This window comes from Actinosynnema sp. ALI-1.44, from assembly GCF_001984155.1.
Classification (GTDB): Bacteria; Actinomycetota; Actinomycetes; order Mycobacteriales; family Pseudonocardiaceae; genus Kibdelosporangium.
Map to the genome: position 1 here is coordinate 48,553 of NZ_MTQO01000020.1, position 9,360 is coordinate 57,912.

Sequence of the window (9,360 nt, forward strand, 5' to 3'; positions counted from 1 at the left end):
GGCGTGGTCGCGTACGGAGACATCCGCAAATGGCAGTCGGGCCCGCTCGACACCACGGTCGGGGACCTGAACAAGCGCTGTGACGAGCTGCTGGGCCTGAGCGACGAGCTCGCGGCGTCCGGCACACCGCAGGGCTGGAGCGGGAAGGGCGCGGACGCCGCCAGAACCAAGCGGGAGGATCTCAACAACCGGATGGAACGCCTGGTCGCGGGCGTTGCGGCGGTCCGCAGGGCGATGGGCGAGGCGGCGGACGCGGTGGAAGCCCTGGGCCACGCGGTCCGGGAGACCGAGGACATCGCCCAGCGCAACCACTTCGTCATCAAAGACGACGGCAGCATCGTCGACAACGCGCCGGACACAGCACATGACCCCGCGCACATCGACGAGTACTTCCGTGAACGCCAACGGGTCCAGACCGAGCTGGCCGACCGGGTCGAGCAGGCGGTCCGCCGGGGAACGGACGTCGACAACGACCTGGCGGCCATCCTGAGCCGCGCCGAGAAAGGCGAGGTCGACGACCAGGGCGCGACCACCCTCCAGGCCGCGGCGACAGCGGGCGCGAAGCAGGGCGGCCTGTCCACGATCGAGCCGCCGAAGAACGGCACACCCTGGGACAACGCGGGCTGGTGGGACTCGCTGTCGGAGGCGGAGCGGAAACGGATCATCGCCGACCACCCGGACTGGGTCGGCAACCTGGACGGCGTGCCGGGTTCGGCCCGCGACGAGGCGAACCGCAACCGCATCGACGACGAGCGCGCGAAGCTGGAAGCCCGCAAACGCGAGCTGGAAGCGGATCTCGACGACAACTGGTTCGGTGGCCTGTTCACCAACGCGGACGCGGAACTCGACCAGGTGAAGGCGAAGCTGGAGTCGTTGGACAAGATCGAGAGCACCCTCGCCCAACCGGGCGAACGGCAGTTGCTGCTGCTGAACATGTCGAATGAGCGTGCGGAAGCGGCGATCGCCAACGGCAACATCGACACAGCGGACCACGTCGCGGTGTTCACCCCCGGCCTGACCTCGACGGTGAACGGGAGCATGGAAGGCTACGACCAGTCCATGTCCGACCTGCGGCACCGCAGCGAGGAGGAACTGGCGCGTTACGGCGACGGCGGTAAGGTCGCCACGGTGACGTGGATCGGGTACCAGGCGCCGCAACTGAGCGCACACGGCGTGTTGTTCGACGACAACACCGTGCTCGACGACCACTCGGCTCAGGAAGGCGCCAAGAAACTCGCGCCGTTCCTCAACGGAATCGACGCGTCCCGAGCCACCGACCCGCACATGACCGCACTTGGGCACTCCTACGGCTCAACCACCACAGGAATCGCGCTGCAACAGAACACAGGCGTCGACAACGCCGTGTTCTACGGCTCACCCGGACTCGGCACCAACAACGTCGACAAGATCAACGTGCCGACCGGCGGCTCCTACTACATCGAGGCCCGCAACGACCCAGTCGGCGACTTCGGCTACTTCGGAATAGACCCCAGCCACATGGACGGCATGAACCACGCGTCCGCCAAGGAGACAACGCTGCCCGACGGCCGCCACCTGAGCGAATCCACCGGCCACAGCGCGTACATGGCGGACAAGAGCACCAGCCAGTACAACCTGAGCGTGGTGGTCGGCGGAATGCCGGAACGAGCCGTCCGCGACGACGGCAAGGGCGCGGGCGACATCCTCTCCTGGCCCATCCCGGGGACGTACTGATGCGACTCGTGGGTTTCCTCCTCTGCACGGTCCTGCTGCTCGTCGGCGCGTGTGACTCGAAAGGCGGTTCGATGACGAAGGACGAGCAGTTCGCGGAGCTGATGAAGCGCCCGGACATCGAGCAGGTCGAAGCGGACTACCTGAAACTGCTCGAGGACATCCGCACCGAACTGGTCTCCAGGATCGGCATCGCCCCCTGGATCCCCAAAGACGAGCCGATCACCGGCTCAGGATGTGGCGACTTCCCCAACATCGGCGGAAACGTGCGCAGGTACAGCTCCGGCCACTCCCCCGGCAACCTGCCGGACGCGAAATGGGCGGACGCGGTGAAAATCGTGGAGACGGCAGCGGCGCGGCAAGGTTTCGAACTGCACGGAGCGGTAGTCGACAGGCCGAACGACCACGAAGTGACATTCGGCAACGACTACGGCGCGGAACTCCTCTTCGGCACGGCGGCCAACACGACCCTGAGCATCAGCACAGGCTGCCACCTGACCCGGGCCGCCAAGGAACGTGGCACGCCTGGCTGATTCGCTCGCGTAGCATCCGGCGAGTGCCCACCCCTCAAGACCGCCGGCGACCGGACGCATGTCCCGGCGCGATCGCCGTGCACCAGGCGGCGGACGGTGGTCTGGCCAGGGTCCGGGTACCCGGCGGGACGTTGACGAACGCCCAGCTCAGGACATTGGCCGAGGCATCGGCTGACCTGGGTGACGGCGGCTTGGAGCTCACCTCACGCGCCAACATCCAGATCCGGGCCCTGGCCGAAGGCGCCGAGATCGACCTGGCGGTCCGGCTCCGCGAAGCAGGGCTGCTCCCGTCCCAGACGCACGAGCGTGTGCGCAACATCATCGCGTCACCGTTAGGTGATGATCAACACCTTGTCGAAGCGATCGACCGTGCGCTGTGCGCGAGGCCGGAGCTCGCCGAGTTGCCCGGCCGCTTCCTGATCACTGTGGACGACGGCCGCGGCGACGTCAGCGGCCTGGGTGGTGACGTCGGCCTGCACGGCAACGCCCTGTTGCTGGGCGGTTGCGACACCGGGCTGCGGGTCAGCGACCCTGTCGACGCCGTCATCAAGGCGGCGCTGGAGTTCCAGGCGATCCGGGGCGACGCGTGGCGGTTGGCCGAAGTGCCGCAGGGAATCGAACGGATCACCGCCGCACTCGGCACACCAGGTGCGGAACGCATCCAGGTTGGACCGGTCTCCGCCAGGCCGATCGGCCGGATCGGCGACGTGACCGTCGCCGCCGTACCGTTGGGCCGCCTGTCCGAGGAGCAAGCGCGGCGGTTGTGTGATCTTGTCCCGTGGATTCGGCTCACACCGTGGCGCAGTGTTGTGCTCCCCGCTGTCGACACCGATATCGCCCTCATCACAGACCCAGATTCCCCATGGCACGGCGTGACAGCATGCGCCGGACGGCCGGGCTGCGCGAAATCCCTGGCCGATGTGCGCGCCGACGCGGCGGCGTGGGTGGGCACACGCAAGGACAGGATTCCCGTGCACTGGTCGGGATGTGCGCGTCGATGTGGGAAACCCGCGGGGAAAGTGGTGGAAATGATCGCGACGGGCGACGGATACCGGAGGAGCGAGTGACCGAGTACGTGCGGGACGGCGCGGAGATCTACCGCCAGTCCTTCGCGACCATCCGCGCCGAGGCAGACCTGAGCGGACTGCCCGCGGACGTGGCCAAGGTGGCGGTCCGGATGATCCATGCCTGCGGCATGGTGGACCTGGTCACCGACATCGCCCACTCCCCCAACGCGATCGCCAAGGCACGAGCCGCGTTGCGGGCAGGCGCACCGATCCTGTGCGACGCGCAGATGGTCGCGGCCGGTGTGACGCGCAAACGTCTGCCTGCCGACAACGAGGTCGTGTGCATGCTGAGTGACCCCCGCGTGCCGGATCTCGCCGCACGGATGGGCAACACGCGCAGCGTCGCCGGTTTCGAACTGCTGCGCGACCGGCTCGGTGATTCCGTTGTGGCGATCGGGAACGCGCCGACCGCGCTGTTCCACTTGCTCGACATGATCGCCGACGGCGCACCGATGCCCGCGGCTGTGCTGGGCATCCCGGTCGGCTTCGTCGGCGCGGCCGAGTCGAAGCAGGCGTTGGCCGACAACGGGTTGGGACTGGAGTATCTGGTTGTCCACGGTCGACGCGGCGGCAGCGCCGTCACCGCGGCGGCCTTGAACGCGATCGCGAGCGAGGAAGAGTGAACACGCCAACAGGCCGGTTGTGGGGTGTCGGGCTGGGCCCCGGCGATCCGGAGCTGATCACCGTCAAGGCGGCGCGGCTGATCGAGTCCGCCGAGGTGATCGCGTTCCACAGCGCTCGGCACGGCCGCAGCGTGGCCCGGTCGATCGCCCAGCACTACATGCGCGACGGCCAGATCGAAGAGCCGTTGATGTACCCGATCACCACCGAGACCACGGATCACCCCGGCGGTTACCAGGGCGCGCTCGACGACTTCTACGAGGAGTGCGCGGCCCGGCTGGCCGCACACCTGGACGCCGGGCGTGACGTCGTCGTTCTGGCCGAAGGGGACCCGTTCTTCTACGGCTCGTACATGCACCTGCACAAGCGACTCGCACACCGGTATCAGGCCCAGGTCGTGCCGGGCGTGACGTCGGTCAGCGCGGCGTCGGCGGAACTGGGCAGGCCGCTTGTCGAGCGGGACGAGATCCTCACGGTCCTGCCGGGGACTTTGCCCGCCGAGGTGCTCGCGGACAAGCTCGCGAACACCGACTCCGCCGTGGTCATGAAACTCGGCCGGACCTTCCCGAAGGTACGTCAGGCGTTGCAGGAAGCCGGACGACTGGACGAAGCCTGGTACGTCGAACGCGCGACCACCGACAAACAGCGCGTCGAGCCGCTTGCCGCGGTCGATCCGTCCACAGTGCCGTACTTCTCGGTGGCCTTGCTGTCCAGCCGGGCGGCTGCTGTCACTCCCACGGCGGCGACGACGCCACGTTCGGGCGAGGTCGTGGTGGTGGGTCTCGGCCCGGCGGGGCGCGAGTGGCTGACGCCGGAGGCGCAGGACGCGTTGGCCACGGCCACGGATCTGGTCGGCTACGGTCCGTACATCGACCGTGTGCCACCGAATCCACGTCAACGGCGGCACTTGTCGGACAACCGCGTCGAGGCCGAGCGGGCGGCGTTCGCGCTCGACCTGGCCCGTGGCGGGGCGCGTGTGGCGGTCGTGTCGTCCGGCGATCCGGGCGTGTTCGCGATGGCCAGCGCGGTGCTGGAGGTCGCCGAGGAGTACGCGGACGTTCCGGTGCGGATCCTGCCCGGCCTGACCGCGGCCAACGCCGTCGCCAGCCGGGTCGGGGCGCCGCTTGGCCATGACTACTGCGTGCTTTCGTTGTCCGACAGGCTCAAGCCGTGGGGCACGATCGCGGCGCGGCTGTCCGCGGCGGCCAAGGCTGACCTGGTGCTCGCGATCTACAACCCGGCGTCGCGTACCCGGACATGGCAGGTCGAGGCCGCACGGGACCTGGTGCTGGAGCACCGGTCCCCGGACACACCGGTGGTGATCGGCCGTGATGTCGGCTATCCGACCGAGTCGATCGGGATCGTCCGGCTCGCCGACCTCGACGCGTCCACAGTAGACATGCGCTGCCTGCTGCTCGTCGGCTCGTCGCAGACCCGGCTGACGGACAACGGCAAGGTGTTCACTCCCCGGCGATACCCCGCACCCAGCTGACCGCGTCCTCCACACCGGACACCACGTGGACACCGTCGGGCAGCGGCGGGCGAGAGACGACGACCACGGGAATCCCCAGTTCCCGCGCCGCGGCCAGTTTGGCCGCGGTCATCTCGCCGCCGCTGTCCTTGGTGACGAGAACCTGGACCCGATGCTCCCGCATCAGGGCGAGTTCACCCTCCACTGTGAACGGTCCACGGTCGAGTACGACTGTGAGCCTGGGAGGCGTGGGCGGTCGCGGGGGTTCGACCGAGCGGGCCAGGAACCAGTGGTGATCCAGGTGGGCGAAGGCGGCGAGTTCCTCACGACCGGTCGTGAGGAACACCCGTTCCGCGGGCAGGTTTTCCGCAGCTTCGGCGACACTTCCCACCCACCGCCAGTCATCTGCTGGACCTTGCCGCCAGCCGGGGCGGCGAAGCACGACGTACGGGATGCCTAGGTCTCTGGTGACGGCCGCCGCAGACGCGGTCATCGTGGCGGCGAATGGGTGGGTCGCGTCGACGACAGCGTCGATCTCGTTGTCCGACAGCCATTTTCGCAGCCCAGGTCGGCCACCGAAACCACCGATCCGGACCGCGCCTTGCGGCAGCTTCGGTGACCGCACACGACCCGCCAACGACGAGATGACTGTGTGGCCGGGCAGTTCGCCCGCCAGGCTGCGCGCTTCGCCCGTGCCCCCAAGAATGAGGACGTTCACCGCGTGCGGTTGACGGAGTAGAGGTGGCTGTCGATGAACTCGGTCGCGGACAGCACCTGCCCGACGATGATCACAGCGGTCCGCTTGATCCCCGCGTCGTGGACCTGCGCGGCGATGTCGGTGAGTGTTCCGCGCAGGATGACCTCGTCCGCGCGGCTGGCGTAGGCGACGACCGCGACCGGGCAGTCAGGACCGTAGCTGGGCAGGAGGTCCGCGACGACCTCGTCGATCCGTTGCACAGCGAGGTGCAGAACCATTGTGGACCGAGCGCGGCCAAGGGCGGCCAGGTCCTCTCCGGGCGGCATCGGCGTTGCACGCGCGGCGGTCCGTGTAAGGACAACCGTTTGGGCGAGCCCAGGGACAGTCAGCTCACGCTTCAAGGCCGCCGCCGCGGCGGCGAAAGCGGGGACACCAGGCGTCACGTCATAGGGAACACCGGCGGCATCAAGCCTGCGCATCTGTTCGGCCATCGCGCTGTACACCGACGGATCACCCGAGTGGAGGCGCGAGACGTCCAGCCCACCAGCGTGCGCGTCAACCAGCTCGGCAGTGATCTCGTCCAGATTCAGGTTGGCGGTGTCCACAAGCCTCGCACCGGCCGGGCACATCTCCAACAACTCGACCGGCACGAGCGCGCCCGCGTAGAGGCACACGGGCGATGACGCGATCAGTCGCTGCCCCCGCACAGTGATCAGGTCCGCCGCACCCGGTCCTGCGCCGATGAAGTGCACGGTCACGCGTCGATCTCCTTGCTGACGGTCCAGATGGTGACCGGCATCAGCGGGCGCCAGCCGGTGAACCCGCCGACCGGGGAGCCCCGGCTGACCGAGATCCGGACCAGGTCGCCGCCGAGCCGGGCGTGCCATCGTGCCACGACGGCCTCGGATTCCACAGTGACGGCGTTCACCACCAACCGCCCGCCGGGGCGCAGCGCAGCGAGTGCCCACTCGACCATGCCGTCGGCTGTCAGACCACCGCCGATGAAGACCGCGTCCGGCGTCGCCAACCCGTCGACCGGCGCCTGCGCGACCACCACCTCAACCCCAGGAACACCCAGCTCCCGCGCATTACGCCCAATCCGCCCAGCCCGAGTGGGGTCACGCTCGACGGCGATCGCCCGGCACGACGGATGCACCCGTGACCACTCGATCGCAATGCTGCCCGCGCCCCCACCGACATCCCACAGCAGCTGCCCGGGAACAGGCATCAGCCGTGACAACGTGACCGCACGGACCTCACGCTTGGTGAGCTGGCCGTCGCTTTCGTAGGCCTCATCAGGCAGCCCCGGCACAGCGGACAACACCTCGTCGCCCCGACACTCGATGGCGATGACGTTCAACGGCCGAGAAGGGCCTTGCCACTGGTCAGCGGTCCCCGTGACCTGGTTCTCCCCCTCGCCACCCAACTCTTCGAGCACAGTCATCACGCTGGCGCCGTAACCCCGCTTGGTCAGCAACGCAGCGACTTTCCCAGGCGTACCACCGTCGGCACTCAAGACGATGAGTCGCCTCGCCGGATGCACCTGGGCGTTGACCAGCTCGACAGGGCGACCGACGACACTGATGACCTCGATATCCTGCTGCGCCCAGCCCAGACGCGCGCAGGCGAGCTGCACAGACGACGGATGCGTCAGGACACGGACCGGACCGAGCTTGGAGCCGATGCCGTAGAACATCGGATCCCCACTGGCCAGAACACAGAGGACCCGGTCCTGGTACTTCGCCAGCAAACCGGGAACAGCAGGCATCATCGGCGACGGCCAAGCCACCCGCTCAGCCGTGACCACCTCGGGTAGGAGATCGAGCTGGCGCTTGCCGCCCAGCACCACCTCAGCCTGGCTCAAGGCTCGCCGAGCCACGGCGGTGAGACCGTCCCAACCTTCTGCGCCGATGCCAACAACTGTGACCATTCGACCAACGTAGAACATCGCAGGTCAGCACAACGAACCGGCGTGCAGCCATAGCCGGAACGATGATCAAGCCCCCAGCATGGGCCGCGAGGATGCAACCGCAGACAGGATTGGCCAGCGCGACTCAACCACTGCCAGGCTCGCACGCCAGCGCAGGGCAGGCGGCCCTGCGCGCCAGCGCCGGGGGTTTGCGGCCCTGCGCGCCAGCGCAGAAGTTTGTGGCTTGCGCGCTAGCGCAGAGTGGTGCTTCGGGGGTGTCTCCTGCCCGTCGGCCTGGGCGAAGCCAACCACGGTCTGTCCAGAGGTCGGCCCACGACAACCAGCGCCAGCGACAGCGGTACCGATCCTCTTGATAGACCGTGGTTCCCTGGGGCAGGTCGACGGGCAGGGGACACCCGCGCCCTGAAACCCCGGGTCATAAAAGCATGCGCCGGGAGCAACACGACGCGAAGACCTCCTGCTCAGAGGTCTGCCTCCCGGCGAGGGACCCCGTCTTTGTCTTTTCGTCTTTGTCTTTTCGTCTTTGTCTTTTCGTCTTTGTCTTTTCGTCTTTTCGTCTTTCAAACCCGGGATCTCCATTGCGGGTCTGGTGACCACGCCTACTCCTGGTCAACACTGGAGATCCTGCGGGGGAAAGATAGCCCCTCGCCGGGTGGCAGACCTCCAAGCAGGAGATGGGATGGGTGTACTCCCTGCCCAAAGCCATGATCCTGTTGTGTGTATCCGAGGCGAGGGCGCCTCCTGCCCGTCGACCTGCCCCAGGGAACCACGGTCTATCAAGAGGATCGGTATGGCTGTCGCTGGGGCTCTTCGGGTAGGCCGACCTCTTGACAGCCCGTGGTTGGCTTCGCCCAGGCCGACGGGCAGGAGACACCCCCGAAGCCCACCCCTGCGCTTGCGCGCGAGCCGCAAACCCTGCGCTTGCGCGCACGCCGCCTGCATAGCGCATGCTCGCGAACCGTTGCGGGTTGCTCTGCCCTGGCGCCCGGCCGCAAACCCCCCGTGCTTGCGCGCGAACTCGGCGGGGCTGGGTCGCACTTGCGTGCGAGCCGCCTGCCCCGCGCTCGCCCACTCGCCGACCAGGGCCCAACTCCGCTTGCATGCGGCTGGCCGCGGTTGCACACCAGGCTGCGGTCGGTCTCCGCCCGCTCGCACGCACGCAGGGCGCCTGCGGGCAGGCTTGCTCGGGCTGGTCTGCGCTTACACGCTGCTGGTCGCCGTAACGGCCCTGGCCAGAGCCGCGGTCTCGCTCGGCGTTCTGCCGACCTTCACGCCCGCCGCCTCAAGGGCTTCCTTCTTCGCCGACGCCGTACCCGCCGAACCGGAGACGA

At 68.1% G+C, this 9,360-nt stretch carries 8 protein-coding genes and 1 pseudogene; 5 read left to right on the plus strand and 4 right to left on the minus strand.

Annotated features, from left to right (window positions below):
- The first annotated feature begins 3 nt into the window (after positions 1-3).
- The 5 genes from ALI144C_RS01170 to ALI144C_RS01190 are packed head-to-tail and all read left to right on the plus strand — an operon-like array spanning position 4 to position 5,423.
- Entirely contained in the window at positions 4-1,713 is a 1,710-nt protein-coding gene (locus tag ALI144C_RS01170) for an alpha/beta hydrolase (protein WP_076985100.1), read from the plus strand.
- Positions 1,713-2,243, plus strand: a complete 531-nt coding sequence (locus ALI144C_RS01175; RefSeq protein ID WP_083752602.1) for an LppA family lipoprotein — start codon at positions 1,713-1,715, stop codon at positions 2,241-2,243. The genes ALI144C_RS01170 and ALI144C_RS01175 overlap by 1 nt, the downstream gene beginning before the upstream one ends.
- A gap of 23 nt (positions 2,244-2,266) precedes the next feature.
- Positions 2,267-3,310: a hypothetical protein gene (locus tag ALI144C_RS01180; protein WP_076985101.1), complete on the plus strand. Its 1,044-nt coding sequence runs from the start codon at positions 2,267-2,269 to the stop codon at positions 3,308-3,310.
- The gene (locus ALI144C_RS01185) at positions 3,307-3,933 is read left to right on the plus strand and encodes a precorrin-8X methylmutase (protein ID WP_076985102.1); all 627 of its coding nucleotides are present in this window, start codon (positions 3,307-3,309) and stop codon (positions 3,931-3,933) included. Before ALI144C_RS01180 ends, ALI144C_RS01185 begins: the two co-directional genes overlap by 4 nt.
- Positions 3,930-5,423 carry a precorrin-2 C(20)-methyltransferase gene (locus ALI144C_RS01190; protein ID WP_076985103.1) on the plus strand — a complete coding sequence of 498 codons (1,494 nt, stop codon included), beginning with the start codon at positions 3,930-3,932 and terminating at the stop codon, positions 5,421-5,423. Before ALI144C_RS01185 ends, ALI144C_RS01190 begins: the two co-directional genes overlap by 4 nt.
- Here the strand turns inward: ALI144C_RS01190 and ALI144C_RS01195 are convergent.
- From ALI144C_RS01195 to ALI144C_RS53950, 4 genes and pseudogenes are all read right to left on the minus strand, one after another.
- A complete protein-coding gene (locus ALI144C_RS01195; protein WP_076985104.1) occupies positions 5,392-6,120 on the minus strand; it encodes a cobalt-precorrin-6A reductase in 729 nt (242 codons plus the stop codon). The two genes, ALI144C_RS01190 and ALI144C_RS01195, sit on opposite strands and share 32 nt — an antisense overlap.
- Entirely contained in the window at positions 6,117-6,857 is a 741-nt protein-coding gene (cobM, locus tag ALI144C_RS01200; protein WP_076985105.1) for a precorrin-4 C(11)-methyltransferase, read from the minus strand. Before cobM ends, ALI144C_RS01195 begins: the two co-directional genes overlap by 4 nt.
- Positions 6,854-8,029, minus strand: coding sequence for a precorrin-6y C5,15-methyltransferase (decarboxylating) subunit CbiE (gene cbiE, locus ALI144C_RS01205; protein ID WP_237773898.1), 1,176 nt, complete (start codon positions 8,027-8,029; stop codon positions 6,854-6,856). The genes cobM and cbiE overlap by 4 nt, the downstream gene beginning before the upstream one ends.
- Before the next feature lie 1,200 nt (positions 8,030-9,229).
- Positions 9,230-9,360 (minus strand): annotated as a pseudogene (locus tag ALI144C_RS53950) (succinate--CoA ligase subunit alpha); the annotation flags it as partial.